General features: G+C 62.4%; 12 protein-coding genes. 1 reads left to right on the forward strand and 11 read right to left on the reverse strand.

What is annotated here, in order from left to right; genetic code table 11:
- Positions 1 to 17: 17 nt before the first annotated feature.
- The 11 genes from C8C99_RS07355 to merT form a co-directional block, all read right to left on the reverse strand.
- Entirely contained in the window at positions 18 to 830 is an 813-nt protein-coding gene (locus tag C8C99_RS07355) for an alpha/beta fold hydrolase (RefSeq protein WP_056419582.1), read from the reverse strand.
- 140 nt (positions 831 to 970) lie between these two features.
- Positions 971 to 4117 carry an efflux RND transporter permease subunit gene (locus C8C99_RS07360; RefSeq protein WP_108625374.1) on the reverse strand — a complete coding sequence of 1049 codons (3147 nt, stop codon included), beginning with the start codon at positions 4115 to 4117 and terminating at the stop codon, positions 971 to 973.
- Positions 4114 to 5631, reverse strand: a complete 1518-nt coding sequence (locus C8C99_RS07365) for an efflux RND transporter periplasmic adaptor subunit (protein ID WP_056419591.1) — start codon at positions 5629 to 5631, stop codon at positions 4114 to 4116. Before C8C99_RS07365 ends, C8C99_RS07360 begins: the two co-directional genes overlap by 4 nt.
- Positions 5632 to 5643: 12 nt before the next feature.
- Positions 5644 to 6969, reverse strand: coding sequence for a TolC family protein (locus C8C99_RS07370; protein ID WP_108625375.1), 1326 nt, complete (start codon positions 6967 to 6969; stop codon positions 5644 to 5646).
- A 75-nt stretch (positions 6970 to 7044) separates the two neighbouring features.
- Positions 7045 to 7500, reverse strand: a complete 456-nt coding sequence (locus tag C8C99_RS07375; protein ID WP_060987635.1) for a hypothetical protein — start codon at positions 7498 to 7500, stop codon at positions 7045 to 7047.
- Between the two features lie 69 nt (positions 7501 to 7569).
- The gene (locus C8C99_RS07380; RefSeq protein ID WP_108625376.1) at positions 7570 to 9858 is read right to left on the reverse strand and encodes a heavy metal translocating P-type ATPase; all 2289 of its coding nucleotides are present in this window, start codon (positions 9856 to 9858) and stop codon (positions 7570 to 7572) included.
- A 119-nt stretch (positions 9859 to 9977) separates the two neighbouring features.
- Positions 9978 to 10217 carry a DUF2933 domain-containing protein gene (locus C8C99_RS07385; protein ID WP_015012930.1) on the reverse strand — a complete coding sequence of 80 codons (240 nt, stop codon included), beginning with the start codon at positions 10215 to 10217 and terminating at the stop codon, positions 9978 to 9980.
- 213 nt (positions 10218 to 10430) lie between these two features.
- Positions 10431 to 10703 carry a hypothetical protein gene (locus C8C99_RS07390; RefSeq protein WP_015012929.1) on the reverse strand — a complete coding sequence of 91 codons (273 nt, stop codon included), beginning with the start codon at positions 10701 to 10703 and terminating at the stop codon, positions 10431 to 10433.
- A 321-nt stretch (positions 10704 to 11024) separates the two neighbouring features.
- Positions 11025 to 12707, reverse strand: coding sequence for a mercury(II) reductase (merA, locus tag C8C99_RS07395; protein ID WP_015012928.1), 1683 nt, complete (start codon positions 12705 to 12707; stop codon positions 11025 to 11027).
- A gap of 71 nt (positions 12708 to 12778) precedes the next feature.
- Entirely contained in the window at positions 12779 to 13054 is a 276-nt protein-coding gene (gene merP, locus C8C99_RS07400; protein WP_008905582.1) for a mercury resistance system periplasmic binding protein MerP, read from the reverse strand.
- Between the two features lie 15 nt (positions 13055 to 13069).
- Positions 13070 to 13420, reverse strand: coding sequence for a mercuric ion transporter MerT (gene merT, locus C8C99_RS07405; RefSeq protein ID WP_108625377.1), 351 nt, complete (start codon positions 13418 to 13420; stop codon positions 13070 to 13072).
- 70 nt (positions 13421 to 13490) lie between these two features.
- Here merT and merR point away from each other — a divergent pair, with 70 nt between their 5' ends.
- Positions 13491 to 13919 (forward strand): Hg(II)-responsive transcriptional regulator, encoded by a 429-nt coding sequence (gene merR / locus C8C99_RS07410; RefSeq protein WP_015012926.1) that lies wholly within the window; start codon positions 13491 to 13493, stop codon positions 13917 to 13919.
- The last annotated feature ends 107 nt before the right edge of the window (positions 13920 to 14026 follow it).

Genomic DNA, 14026 nt, shown 5'->3' on the forward strand with positions numbered 1-14026 from the left:
CGCCCTCTCGGTTTCGCTCACGCTAAGGAGAGATATCGCTGCATGGCGGCCGTCACCAAGTGCGGATGACTCATGTGGGCGCAGTGTCCGGTCACGTCCAGCACTTCCAGCGTGCTGTCCCTGAGCTTCTTGTGCATGTATTCCCCCACCGAATGGGGCGCCAACGCATCGTTGCCATGCTGCAAGATCAGACTCGGCCGGGTCACGCGTGACAGCTCCTCTCTGGTATCCGCAAAGAAGGTTGCCTGCGCAAAGATACGAGCCATCGTAGGATCGGTTGAGCAGAAACTCTCGGACAGCTCTCCGCCCAGACTGTCTGCCTGCGGCGCTCCCGCCACAATGGGTGCGAGGTAGCTGGACCAGCCCATGAAGTTCTGGTCCATGAGGTCCAATAGGCCCTCCAAATCCTGGCGCTCGAACCCTCCAAGGTAGTCCGGAGCGTGATTGATGTAGCAAGGCGACGGGCCGACCAGAATCAGGCGATCAAAAAGCATAGGTCGCTCGATGGAGGCCAGCAGGCCGATGCTGGCGCTGACCGAATGTCCAACAAAATGCACTCCGCGCTCGATGCCCAATGCGTCGCATACATCCAGCAGATCTTGCACGTAGCCTTTCAGACTTGCGTACTTCACGGGGTCAAAGGCGGCCAAGTCTGATTGGCCGCAGCCGACGTAGTCGAACAAGACCTGGTGGCACTTACCTTCAAAGGCCGGAGTGATGTGTCGCCACATATGCTGGCTACACCCAAAGCCGTGCGCATAGACGAGCACGGGGACGTCCGGGCGAATTGCATCGATCACATGCACGTTGTTGCGCTTACGAATTTCCACTGTTGTTCTTTCCGGGCGGTCAGTCCGCAGATTTTGCACGCCTGACGCTTGCACCGTGCGCAAAATAGCATGCAAGCGTGCGCGATTGGGAGTGAGAAACAACTGGTTTATCGCTAGCACCAGCTTGCGCAACGCAGCGTTCAGCCTCCAGATGCCTCTGTTTTCACTCTCCTTGGCTTTCGCATCAGCACATAGGCTGCAGGAATCACGAACAAAGAAAGCAGCGGTGCGGTCACCATACCGCCCAGCATGGGAGCCGCGATGCGGCTCATGACCTCCGAGCCTGTCCCGCTGCTCCACACGATGGGTACCAGGCCCGCCAGGATGACGGCTACGGTCATGGCCTTGGGCCGGACGCGCAGCACGGCACCTTCGCGGATCGCGTCCAGCAGATCTTCCAGCGTGGGCTGCTTGCCGTCTGGACATCTCTCTGCGAGTGCCTGCTTGAGGTAGATGAGCATGACCACCCCAAACTCTGCTGCCACCCCTGCCAGGGCAATGAAGCCAACGCCCGTTGCGATGGACAAGTTGTAGTTCATCAGGTACAGGAACCAGATACCCCCGGTCAATGCGAACGGCAGTGTCGCCATGATCAGTCCTGCCTCCCCCATGCGTGAGAAGGTCAAGTACAACAACACGAAGATGATCAGCAAGGTGGCGGGCACGACTACCTTAAGGCGGGCATTGGCCCGCTCCAGGTACTCGAACTGGCCTGAGTACGTGATGCTGACCCCGGGCTCCAGCTTGATCTGTCGGCTCACGGCATCGCGCAGGTCATTGGCCACCGATGCCAGATCGCGCCCCCGCACATCGACATACACCCAGCCCGATGGGCGGGCGTTCTCGCTCTTGAGCATGGGCGGCCCATCGGTGATGGAGATGCTGGCCACCGTACCCAGCGTGATCTGCTGACCCATGGGGGTGGAGATGGGCAACTGGGCCAGGCGTTCTGGGGAGTCTCTCCATTCACGCGGATAGCGCAGGTTGATTGGGAAGCGGGCCAGGCCCTCGACCGTTTCAGAGACGTTTTCTCCACCGATGGCCCCGGAGACCACGGCCTGGATTTCGCTTACGTTCAGCCCGTAGCGCCCTGCGGCCGTGCGGTCGATGCGGACATCGACGTAGCGCCCCCCCGTCAGGCGCTCTGCCAACGACGAAGTCACTCCCGGAATGCCCTTGGCGACCTGCTCGACTTGGGCAGCGATCCCGTCGATCACCTTCAGGTCGTTGCCGGTCACCTTGACCCCGATGGGACTCTTGATGCCGGTGGCCAGCATGTCAATCCGGTTGCGGATGGGTGGAATCCAGATGTTGGACAGGCCAGGAATCTTGACGGCCTTGTCCAGCTCCTCGATCAGACCCTCGGGCGTCATTCCTGGACGCCATTGGTCTCTGGGCTTGAGCTTCACCGTGGTCTCGAACATTTCCAGCGGTGCCGGATCGGTTGCGGTCTCCGCGCGGCCAGCCTTGCCGAAGACGCGCTCGACCTCGGGAACCGTCTTGATCATCCGGTTGCTCAGTTGCAGAAGCTCCGTCGCCCGCTGTGCCGACAGGCCCGGGAGCGCCGAAGGCATGTACAGCAGATCGCCTTCATCGAGCCTGGGCAGGAACTCGCCCCCCAGCCGCGAGAGGGGCCAGATCGTGGTCGTCAGCGCTAGCACGGCGATGACCAGGGTAGATTTTGGGCGGTGCAGAACCCACTCCAGGCAAGGCCGGTACACGGCGATCAGCGCGCGCGTGATCGGGTTCTTTTGCTCATCTGGGATGCGGCCCCGGATCCAGTAGCCCATCAGGACCGGGATCAGCGTGACCGAGAGGGCCGCAGCTGCGGCCATCGCGTAGGTCTTAGTGAACGCCAGCGGTCCAAACAGGCGGCCTTCCTGTGCTTCCAGCGTAAAGACGGGCACGAAGGACAAGGTGATGATGAGCAGCGAGAAGAACAGCGCGGGGCCTACCTCCTCGGCGGCTTCGGTGATTACCTTCCAGCGCTCTTCCCCCACCAGTTGGCGGTCGGGATGCTTGTGCTGCCAGGCCTCCAGCTTCTTGTGGGCGTTCTCGATCATCACCACGGCCGCATCAACCATGGCGCCCACTGCGATCGCAATGCCACCCAGAGACATGATGTTGGCGTTGATGCCCTGGTAGCGCATCACCAGAAACGCCGCCATGATCCCCAGAGGCAGAGAAATGATGGCGACCAGTGCCGAGCGCAGGTGCCAGAGGAACAAGACACAGACCACAGCCACCACGATGAACTCCTCCACGAGTTTGGTGGTGAGGTTCTGGATCGCCCGCTCAATGAGCGCACTGCGGTCGTAGGTTGTGACGATCTCCACGCCCTGGGGCAGGCTGCTTTGCAGCTCGCTGAGCTTGGCCTTGACGGCTTGGATGGTTTCCTGGGCATTCTTGCCCGAGCGCAGGACCACCACGCCACCGGCCACCTCGCCCTCGCCGTCGAGTTCGGCGATGCCGCGCCGCATCTCTGGCCCGATCTGGAGCGTTGCAACATCGCCCAGGCGCACCGGAATCCCGGCGCGAGACACCAGCGGGATGGAACGAAAGTCATCGAGCGTCTTGAGGTAGCCGCTGGCGCGCACCATGTACTCGGCCCCGGACAACTCCAGCACCGATCCCCCGGTTTCCTGGTTGGCTCCCAGGATGGCCTCGCGCACCTGCCCCTGGGTCAGCCCTTGGGCTGCGAGTTTGATTGGATCAAGCACTACCTGGTACTGCTTGACCATGCCGCCCACCGACGCCACTTCCGCGACATTGGGCAGGCTCTTGAGTTCGAACTTCAGAAACCAGTCCTGCAGGGCCCGCAACTGGGCGAGATCGTTCTTGCCGGTGCGGTCCACCAGCGCATATTGGTAGATCCAGCCGACCCCCGTGGCGTCGGGGCCGAGCGACGATTTGGCCGTGGCGGGTAGTCGTCCCTGCACCTGGTTCATGTACTCCAGCACGCGGGAACGCGCCCAGTACAAGTCCGTGCCGTCCTCGAACAGGATGTAGACAAACGAGTCGCCAAAGAACGAGAAGCCGCGCACTGTCTTGGCGCCCGGGACGGACAGCATGGTGGTGGCCAGCGGGTACGTCACCTGGTTTTCCACGATCTGCGGCGCCTGGCCGGGATAGGAGGTACGGATGATGACCTGGACATCCGACAAATCAGGGAGAGCGTCCACGGGGGTGCTGCGCACTCCCCACACGCCCCAGGCCGTGAGCATCACGGTCGCCAGCAGAACCAGGAGTCGGTTCGCCACCGACCAGCGGATCAGACGTGCGATCATGGCTTGATCCTTTCCACGGCAGTGATCACGAAGTCCTTGCCTTGCTGCTGGAAGGTGAACTTGACCTGCTGCTCCGGTTTCAGGGCCTTGGCCAGCTCTGGGTTTGCCAGCTTGAATGGCATGGTCATGCCGGGCCACTTCAGTTCAGGCACGGCCTCGTGGGTAAGGGTCAGCTCGGTTGGCGTGACCTCATCGACCACCCCTCGCACCGTAAAGCTCTTGGACGCCGGAGCCGCAGAGGCCGAGGAACCCTGTTCAGCGATGGGTTGTGCGCTGCTGCCGGGAGGTTGAGCGGGCATGATGCCTCGCAGGCTGGCTTCCGAGTCGATCAGGAACTGCGCCGAGGCGACCACCTGCTGCCCTGCGGTGAGTCCGCTTTGAATGACGAGTCGGTCATCGATTTCCGCGCCAAGTTGTACCTGGACGGGGTGGTACTTGCCGGGGCCATCCACCACGTAGACCAGCGCCCGCTTGCCGGTGCGGATCACCGCTTCGCTGGGCACCAGCAACGCCGGTTGGGTGCGTCCCGCCAGGACAATCTGCCCGGACATGCCCGCCTTCAGCCGCTGGGTGGGGTTGGGAAGCTCCAGGCGCACGCGCACCGTGCGGGTGTCCCGGTTGGCCTCCGGGAGGATGCTCACGACACGGGCTTTGAGGGTTTCGCCCGGAAACGCGGCCAGGCGCACCTGGGCGTCCTGCCCCAGTTGCAAGGGACCGCTTTGCGCTTCGGGAACGGCCGCTTCGATCCAGACGCTGGCCAGACCGTTTACGCGTACGAGACTGGCACCCGCAGAGACCGTCATGCCCTGGCGCACCATCAGTTCGGCCACCATCCCTGCTTGTGGGAAGGTCACCGTGTAGCGGCCCTGAGGTTCGCCCGTGCGCTCCACCTGGGCCACGAGCGAGGCAGGCATGCCCAGCAGTGACAACCGATGACGCGAAGCGGCCGTCAGCGACTCTTCCTTGAGCGCCCGGACAGCGAGGAACTCGCGCTGCGCAGCCACCCACTCAGGCAGCAGTAAATCGGCCAATGGCGCGCCTGCGGCCACCACGTCACCCGGGGCCCGGGCATAGACACGCTCCACAAATCCTGCAGAACGCGCCTGGACGATACTCACATCCCGGTCATTGAGCTGGACCGTGCCCAGCACGTCCACATCGGATCCAATGTCGCGCTGCTCCACCGTGGCGGTGCGCAGGCCGAGGGCTTGCACCGCTTGTGCCGAGACATTCAAACCGGTGCTTTGTTGTGCGTCCTCATCGGCGTACTTGGGAACCAGCGCCATGTCCATGTAGGGCGACTTGCCTGGCTTGTCGAACTTCTGCGTTGGCACCATGGGGTCGTACCAGTACAGCACCTTGCGGTCGGCCTTCGCCGCTTCTGCCGATGGAGGGGTAGCGCCAGATGGATGACTGCTCGCAATGCGCCATTGGGAGACGCCCCAACCGAGGGCAATGCCAGCAGCCACCAGTGCCACGGCCACAGTGGTCTTCTTGAAAACGGTATTGGTCATGTGGTTCTCCCTTCAGTCCGCGATCAGGCTGTTCAGACGGGCAATCACGGTGTCCCGCTGCGCCTGCAGATCAATGAGCCGCCAGTGCGTCTCCCGCACTTGGGCCCTGGCCGCCAGCACGGCGCTCAAGTCGCCTTTGGCAGACTGGTAATTGGCCAACGCGAGTTCGGCACGCCCCTGTGCCAAGCCCATGCCCGCCGATTGCAGCCGCTCGATCTGACTGTTCAGTGCCGCCAGCTCTGAGGCGCTGTCCTCCAGCTCCTGCAGGTGCCTGCGGGTCACGTCTTCCTGCTCGGCGTCCAGGCGCTGCAGCTCCAGCTGCTTGGCCTTGATCTGGGGTCCCTGGCGCCGCTCCTGTTGCCAGGGAAGGTCAAAGGTCACCTGGAAGGACACCATGTCGCCCCAGCGTCGGTCGCGGCGGCTGTAGGCGACTTCCCAGGACCAATCACCCTTGGTTTCTGCTTGGGCTTCGCGCGTTTCCGCCAAGGCCATGGCCTGCATGGCGGGGTACTGCGCAAGTTCCGCGTGGCGGTGTACCTCAGACCGCAGTTGATCCAAGGGGCGGCTCAGCGGCCCAGGAGTTCCCTGTAGCGCCTCGTCGGCGCGAGCGCCAACCCAGCGCCGCAACATCGCCCTGGCCTTGGACCGGTCCCGCTGCAGATCGTCCCTGCGATCCGACAGCGCAAGCGCCTCCTGCCTGGCCATCAGCAGGTCTGCGGCCTGGGCCGTGCCTCCGGCGATGCGGGCGGGCAGGCTGTCCTGCAGGCGCTGGTTCTCACTCAGTAGACCGGTGAGTACCTGGTCACGTTGCTCGATAGCCTGGGCCAGGATCCACGCTTGACTCAGTTCCTGGCGGATCTGCAGGCGCTGGACCGCCAGGGTGGCGCGTTCGCGTTCCACCTTGGCCTCGGCACCGGCGATCTGGGCATCGCGCTTGGCCCGGTTGGGCACCTCCTGCATCAGCGCCAGGCGCTGCATGGTCATGGACTCACGCGTGAGGCTGAAGCGGTCCATGCCGCTGATGGGAAAGTTCTCGATACCGACCGAGAGCTTGGGATCCGGCAGCGTTCCCGCCGCCTGCCGGGTGCTGGTGGCTGCGTCAATCTGCAGCCGCTGGGCCGTGATGCGAGGGCTGTGCTGCTCCGCCAGATCCAAGGCCTCTGCAAAGCCCAGGGCGTGGGCCTGGTTGCCAGCCAAGCCGATGCTGGTCAACAGGACCCCGAGAGCGCCCAGGCGCAGTTGGCGGAGGTTGCGCACCTGTATGCGCTGCGAGATGGGGTGAATGCGCTGGTGCGCAGACAGGCGCTCGCAGGGAGCGCCGAAGGAGATGATGGGCATGGTGGTCCTCGAAATGAAGGGGCACGAAGTCAGACTTGCGCAAACGCTGCAAGGCAGCGCGCAAGGCGTGCACGATCAATTCCGAAAGACCTGATGGGTTAGATAGATGGGGGGAGCGCCCGCTCGACTGTCCAGCTCCGCGTAGACAGCCCGAGGGTCAATGTGGCGCTCGGAGTCCAGGATCACAGGCAGCACATAGGCGACCCAGATGGCGTGCGCCGCGAGCGCCTGCAGATCGAGACCTTGGAGCGAGGGGGAGGACAAACTTTCGCCATCACAATGGGCTCGACACAGCTGAGGATCTTGCTCATCCATGGTACCCGCCATCGCGTGGCAATCGGGCATGGAGGGCATGCCGACGGCATCTTCCATGGCCATGCTCGCTTTTTGCATCGATGCCGCATGGGCTGCAGAGTCCAACTTGGGACAGGCATAGGCGGCCAACGCGAACTGCATCAGAAGCAATGCCGCGACCAGAACGCTGGCTATCCAGCGTCCTTGGCGCGATACGGTGCTTCTGGCGAAGATCATGGTGCGAATGGTATCCCCAGCGATGGCCACGGACTTAACCTAGATCAAATCCGGGCCTGCCGAGCCATCTCAGCCCTTGCGAAGTCGCAGGGCATTGGCGATCACGGACGCCGAACTCAGGCTCATTGCCAAGGCCGCGATCATTGGCGACAACAGCCAGCCGGTGAAGGGATACAGCAGCCCTGCAGCAATCGGTATGCCCAGCGCGTTGTAGAGGAAGGCGAACATGAGGTTCTGTTTCATGTTGCCCACCGTTGCCTCCGACAGTTCCCGCGCCGTGGAAATCCCTCGCAGATCGCCCTTGACCAAGGTGACCTGTGCGCTGTTCATCGCCACATCGGTGCCAGTACCCATCGCGATCCCCACGTCTGCCTTGGCAAGGGCGGGCGCGTCATTGATCCCGTCACCCGCCATGGCAACAACACGGCCTTCGGCCTGCAGCCGGGACACCAGGGCCAGCTTGTCCGCAGGCTTGACCTCGCCATGAACCTCATCAATCCCCAGCTTTGCCCCCACCGCCTTGGCGGTGGTCATGCCGTCGCCCGTGGCCATGACAATGCGCAGCCCCGCCGCATGCAAGGTCGCCAGCGCTTCCGGCGTGCTGGCCTTGATGGCATCCGAGACCGCAAGCAGGCCTTGAAGCTGGCCATCGGCCGCCAGGTACATCACGCTGGCGCCTGTGGCGCGCAAGGCCTCTGCCTGCGCAAGCAGCGGGTTCGCAGAAACCCCGACCTGCTCCATGAGGACTGTGTTGCCCAGGGCGAGCTGGCGTCCAGCGACCTGTCCGCGCACCCCGATGCCAGACCCGGACTCAAAGTCCTCGGGCTTGTCCAGGGCCAGCCCCTTGGCGCGGGCCGCTTGGACAATGGCATCGGCCAGCGGATGCTCGCTGCCTTGATCCAGACTGGCTGCCAGGCGCAGAACCTCATCCTCGGACAGACCGGGCATGGCAACAACCCGCTCGAAGGAAGGCTTGCCCTCTGTGAGCGTGCCAGTCTTGTCCACGATCAGCGTATCCACCTTGCGCAGGTTCTCGATGGCTGCTGCGTCCCTGAACAGAACCCCGCTGGTCGCCCCCCGGCCGGTAGCCACCATGATCGACATGGGTGTTGCCAATCCCAACGCACAAGGGCACGCGATGATCAACACCGCAACTGCATTGACCAGGCCGTAGACCCAGCGTGGCTCCGGACCGAACAGGCCCCACGCGAACAGTGTGAGCAACGCGATACCCACCACGGCCATCACGAAATAGCCCGCCACCTGGTCCGCCATGCGCTGCATGGGAGCCCGCGAGCGCTGTGCCTGCGCAACCATCTGAACGATCTGGGACAACATGGTCGCGGAGCCCACCCGCTCAGATCGGATCACCAGAGCGCCGTTGGTATTGAGGGTGGCACCTATAACTGCATCACCAGGCCCCTTGACGATGGGCACCGGCTCGCCAGTGAGCATGGCTTCGTCCACCGCGCTGCTCCCCTCGACCACCACGCCATCCACCGGCACCTTCTCACCGGGGCGCACGCGCAAGAGGTCTCCCACATGGACATGGGACAAGGGAACATCACTCTCCTGACCGTTAGCGTCGATACGCCGCGCCGTCTTGGGGGCCAGGCCCAGCAACGATTTGATGGCGGCCGAGGTCTGCGAGCGTGCCTTGAGCTCCAGCATCTGGCCGAGCAGCGTGAGCGAGATGATGACGGCTGCTGCTTCGAAGTACACCGCCACGCGGCCCATGGCCTGGAATGAGGATGGAAATACCCCAGGCGCAACGGTGGCGACCACGCTGTAGGCGAAAGCGGCACCGGTGCCCAGGCTGATCAGCGTCCACATGTTGGGACTGCGGTTCACGATGGACTGGGCGCCACGCACAAAGAAGGGCCAGCCAGCCCACAGCACGATGGGAACCGTCAGCACCAGTTCGATCCAGCTCTGCGTGGCCATTTCGAACCACTGCAGCCTGTGCCCCACCATGGCCAGAACAGTGACCACCACGGTCAGTGGCAACGTCCACCAGAAGCGATGCCGGAAATCCACGAGTTCGGCGTTTTCTCCCTCATCCAGCGTGGGGAGCATGGGCTCCAGCGTCATGCCGCATTTGGGGCAGTTCCCGGGGTGGTCCTGCTGCACCTCAGGGTGCATGGGGCAGGTGTAGATGGTGCCGGGCTGAGTGGCTTCTGGCTCTCGCGCAACCTTGTCGGTACCGGGAGGCGTGACAGCGTACTTGTCCGGGTCCTCAACAAACTTCGTTTGGCACTTGGCGCTACAGAAGTAGTAGTGCCGCCCCTCATGCTCCGCCGAGTGATGCGATTGTTCCGTCACGTCCATACCGCAGACTGGATCTTTCAGTTTCGTCATGGGCGGCGGTGTATCCCCGTGGACCCCCTCATGATGCTGATGGCCATGGTGGGTGTGATCGTGCGGTTCCGCGTTGGACATGAATGGCCTCCCTGCAAATGTGTTGTGTGCCTGCAAGATTACTTTTTGCTCGAATCGCCTTCGTGAGAGCCGTGCCCCCCGTGCCCATGGAAGAGGTGCATCAACGGGCAAGCCAGCAATAGCAGATACGGCCAGTAGCCCGCGATGTGCGACCAATGCTCCCTGAGCAAGAAGAATGCCCCGATGAGCGCAAGCATGATCACCGCGCCGATCAATTTGCGGCTGCCTCCGCTGGCGTTGGCAGCTTCTGAATGCCCTGTGGTGTGGTCGTGGTTCATGGCGATCTCCAAGAAGTGGTCATCGAGATGGTGATGGACCTTGGGGGAACGATAAGGGTTTACATGGTGGCAATGTCAAGCATGATCATCATCAATCCTTGACTTGCGTCACATGAATGGCGGTATGTCCAGGCGTTCAACTTTGATCGCAGCAATGCTCCCTTGCCGCCTTCCCTGGACGCTACGGGTGTTGCACCGCCTCGCCGGGGTGCGTCAACGTGTGCGGGTCGAGGGATTGCCGGAAGGAGCTGCAGATCGCGCAGCATCATCCTTGGCAGAGTCACCCGTGAGCATGCGGCCAGCGGCGTCCACCTTGACCATTCCCAGCCTCGGATGACTCCAGTAGCGTGCCGTTTCTTCCCCGACCTGCATCTTGACCGGCGATGCCTGGTCGCGTGCCTCGTTGCCAGCGGAAGCTGCGAAAGCAACTGCACAAGCCATCGACAGCGCCGCGACAACGGCGGGTGCAAAGATCTTTTTGAACATGGTCTTAACCCTCATCATGAGTCATTGAAACGTCAGCCAGGCTGACGGCCCCACGCGGTCCGATGGGCTCGGTGCGCGTCGTGACGAGGGGAAGTTTGGAATACAGCAACACACCAGAAGATGATGGGTCGATGATATTTCTGTAATGCTGGCAGGCGCCGCTTTGGGCGCGCCGTGAAGCGTTTCGGATGCTGAGAAATTTCACTCAGAAAAGTGTCCCTGCACCAAGTTCGCTCGGCGTTGGCTGTTGCTTGGCAAGTCGGCGCCAATCAATAGCGATTTGAGCTACTGTGCGGGCACTCTCATCATCTCGCCCGCTTCTCATCCTGCACAGCAAGAAAGCTGCTTGACGTCCTTGCTGAAGGTCTGCGCCGCGAGCTTGAGTCCCTCGACCATCGTCAAATAGGGGAACAACTGGTCGGCCAGCTCCTGCACTGTCATGCGGTGCCGAATTGCCAGGGCCGCCGTCTGGATCAGTTCGCCAGCTTCCGGCGCGACCGCCTGCACGCCAATCAAGTGCCCGGTGGTATCGGTCACCAGCTTGATAAAACCACGCGTGTCGAAGTTGGCGAGCGCACGTGGCACGTTGTCCAGCGTCAACAGCCGGCTGTCGGTCTCAATGCCGCCATTGCGCGCTCCTGCTTCGGTGTAGCCCACGGTTGCTACTTGTGGATCGGTGAACACCACGGCGGGCATCGCGGTCAGGTCGAGTGCCGCTTCCCCACCGGTCATGTTGATGGCCGCGCGCGTGCCTGCGGTTGCGGCCACATAGACGAATTGAGGCTGGTCGGTGCAATCGCCTGCCGCGTAAATGTTCCGGCCACTGGTGCGCATGCCCTTGTCAACGACGATGCCCCCCTGCGCATTGACTGTGACCCCCGCCGCGTCCAGCGCGAGGCTGTGCGTGTTCGGTGTCCGCCCCGTTGCGACCAGCAGCCTGTCAGCGCGGATATCTCCGTGCCCCGTCGTCAGCACAAATTCACCGTCAACATGCGCGACCTGGCTGGCTTCCCTGTGCTCCAGCACCTCGATGCCTTCGGCACGAAAAGCAGCAGTCATGGCCTCTCCGATGGCCGGGTCCTCCCGGAAAAACAAGGTGCTGCGCGCCAGAATCACTACTTTGCTGCCTAGCCGGGCAAAAGCCTGGGCCAGCTCCAGCGCCACCACCGACGAGCCAATCACAGCCAGCCGTTCGGGAACGGTGGCACTGGCGAGCGCCTCCGTCGAAGTCCAGTAGGGTGACTCTTTCAAACCCGGAATCGGCGGTAGGGCCGGGCTGGCTCCTGTCGCGACCAAACAGCGGTCGAACACCACGATCTGCTCGTCCCCCTCGCTCAAACGGACGACAAGGCTCCGATCGTCCTTGAAACGCGCTTCACCGTGCAACACCGTGATGCCTGGGTTGCCGTCCAGGATGCCTTCGTACTTGGCATGGCGGAGTTCTTCGACACGTGCCTGCTGCTGCGCTAGCAACCGCTCGCGCAGGATCGTCGGCGGTGTGGGTGACATGCCCCCATCGAACGGGCTTTCTCGGCGCAGATGCGCGATATGCGCGGCGCGGATCATGATTTTGGACGGCACACAGCCAATGTTCACACAAGTTCCGCCGATGGTGCCTCGCTCCACCAGCGTGACGTGCGCGCCTTGCTCGACGGCCTTCAGTGCTGCCGCCATAGCGGCTCCACCACTTCCGATCACGGCTATTTGCAGCGGACGCTCGTTGCCACGGCGCTTGTCAGCGCCCCCTGTCCACTGACGCACCTGATCGAGCGATCCAGCGTGGTTGTGTTTGGGGGGGACATCGGCGAGCATTGCTTTGTAGCCCAGTCTGGCCACAGCGGCAGTCAGAGCATCGGGCAATGTGCCCGGCAGGGTGACAAGTTGGGCAGTGCCTTCGGGGTGGGAGACAAATGCCGACTGTACGCCGGGCACGTCTTCCAAGGCTTTTTTGACGTGTGCCGCACACGAACCGCAGGTCATGCCGGTGATTGTCAGATGGGTCATGCGACAGATCCTTTTTGCTTGTGCGCGCCAGGTAACGGCATCACATGCGCTGCAGTGCAGTTGTCAATGCTTCACCGCTTGACACTGGATGGAAACCCCACCTCTGCGGTTGCCTTGGTCAGCTTCTGCACGCTGGTCTTTGCGTCATCGAAGGTGACAGCTGCGTCGCGCGTCTCAAAGGTCACCTCAACTTCGCTAACGCCTTCGATCTTGGAAAGCGCTTTTTTGACGATGATCGGGCAGGTGGAGCAGGTCATGCCGGGAATGGCCAGCATGACGGTCTGGGTGGCGGCCCACACGGGGACAACGGCCAGGGTGAGCGCCAGGGAGGCAAGTAGTTGTTTCATGAAGAACTCCTGTGATCAATAGAAAAATGGCATGACATAGGGGAACCCGAGCGCGACCACAATCAGTGCGGCCACGCTCCAGAAAATAAGCTTGTAGGCAGCTCGCACCTGGGGAATCGCGCAGATCTCCCCCGGTTTACAGGCTTGCACCGGGCGGTAAATGCGCCGCCAGGCGAAGAACAGCGCCACCAGCGCGACCCCGATGAAGATCGGGCGGTAGGGCTCCAGCGCGGTCAGGTTGCCAATCCATGCCCCGCTGAATCCCAGGGTGATCAGGACCAGCGGTCCGAGGCAGCAAGTCGAGGCAAGGATGGCCGCCAGCCCTCCGGCGAAGAGCGCTGTGCGCCCGTTGTTTGGCTCCGACATGCGCTTGACCTTTCAAAATTGGTTGAATCCCGTAACCTTACTTCCGTAGTCATGTACGGAGTCAAGCGGTATGAAAGCCAATTTGGAGAGTTTTACGATCGGCGCTTTTGCCGAGGCGGCCGGGGTCAATGTAGAGACCATCCGGTTCTATCAGCGCAAGGGATTGTTGCCCGAGCCGGCCAAGCCTCACGGCAGCATCCGCCGCTATGGAGATGCAGATGTGACGCGGGTGCGCTTCGTCAAAGCGGCTCAGCGCCTGGGCTTCAGCCTGGATGCAATAGCCGAGCTGCTGCGGCTAGACGATGGAACTCATTGTGAAGAAGCCAGCGCACTGGCTGAGTCCAAGCTCAAGGATGTGCGCGAGAAGATAGCCGATTTGGCACGCATGGAGTCGGTGCTGTCTGAACTGGTATGCGCATGCCATGCGAGAAAAGGGAATGTCTCCTGCCCGCTGATTGCGTCGCTGCAGGACGGCGGGAGACTCTCGTTGCCGCAATGAGGTGGCCGCAGTGTCGTATGACGCCCAGAACCGACGCGGGGGATGCACTCGGGTTTTAGTGGATTGCAGATTGCTGTCGAAAGCGTAATCAGGAGGTCACCTCCATG

This window comes from Acidovorax sp. 107 (genome assembly GCF_003058055.1).
Classification (GTDB): Bacteria; Pseudomonadota; Gammaproteobacteria; order Burkholderiales; family Burkholderiaceae_C; genus Acidovorax.